Origin of the sequence: cf. Phormidesmis sp. LEGE 11477, assembly GCF_015207105.1 — a bacterium.
Lineage (GTDB): Bacteria > Cyanobacteriota > Cyanobacteriia > Phormidesmidales > Phormidesmidaceae > Phormidesmis.
In genome coordinates this window covers 1-1161 of record NZ_JADEXO010000281.1, presented here as the reverse complement: position 1 = coordinate 1161, position 1161 = coordinate 1, and the positions used below count along the sequence as shown (strand labels likewise).

Sequence of the window (1161 nt, the reverse complement as noted above, 5' to 3'; positions counted from 1 at the left end):
ATCAACATGTGCAACGTCATCGGAACTATCGATGGCAAGGACGTCGTCACCGGCGCCGCCGAATAGCGCATCTGAACCTCCCCCCCGACAAGCCAGTCGCTACCCAAGCCTCCCGTAATCGTATCGTCCCCATCACCGCCGTGAAGAAGGACGCTGTCACTGTTCTCTGAGCCAGCCCCGAGGACGTCGTTTCCTGCGCCGGAGAAGTATCCTGAGAGTTGAAGTGACTTTAAATCAACCACTTGATCCTGGTTGCTGGAGCTGGAAAGCACCTCTGGTCGACCATCGGAATGACCGAACAGAATTCCCTCGCTGGTCTCCTTAAAGCCGAATGCGCTCGCACTAAACTGTGCATCTGCAAAAACGCCGGTCTGCTGATTGTTGTTGGTATAAAATCCCTCACCAAAAATCTTGCTTAGACCGACATCTCTTTCTTGTTGATTGCTGGTTAGCTGGATAGATGCAATGCCAGCCTCAGACAAAGTCACAAACTCTCCGGGATCGCTCTCTCCATCTTGGTCGATATCTTGCCAAACTCCAAAGCTACCGAACTCATCGTCTGATGAGTCCAGCACACCATCTGAATTTGAATCAAAATGCGTTAACCCCTCGAGATCCGTTAATGCGCCTTCTACGTAACTGGTAAACGCTATTTCGTCGGCATCGACTATCTGTCCATCACCGTTCTTGTCATAGGCAAGCAGACCGTCATCAGCTGCAACCCAACCAACCCTATTCCGATACCCATCGCCATCAAAGTCGTAGAAAGCTGTTGATTGAGTCACGTCGACCAACTCAACACCATCACCATCCAAGTCCAACACAATTGGAACAATAGCGCCGCTGTAGCCAGGACTATTCTGCTCCGCATCAACGTCAGGGTTACCGGGAACCCCTGGATCGTTTTGTCTGGAATCAACATCTGGATCGTTTCGGGATAGGCCAGGACTATTCTGCTCAGAATCTACGTCCGGATCGTTCTTTGACAGGTCCTGATCATATGCTTCTTTCGCCCCGTTGATAATGTCGTGATGCTGACTATCAGCATCCGTCCCAGTACCTTCAATTACGTCATAATCTCCGTTGCCCGTTCTGGCGTAGTTCTTTAGATCGTCAACTTGCTTATCAAGATTGACATTTGGCGAATTGGCCTCATGAACC

1 protein-coding gene is annotated in these 1161 nt (G+C 50.2%); it reads right to left on the bottom strand.

The genetic code is table 11. The features are described 5' to 3' along the window. The coding region (locus IQ256_RS29300) for a hypothetical protein (protein ID WP_228025410.1) at positions 1 to 1161 on the bottom strand (1161 nt) is incomplete at both ends.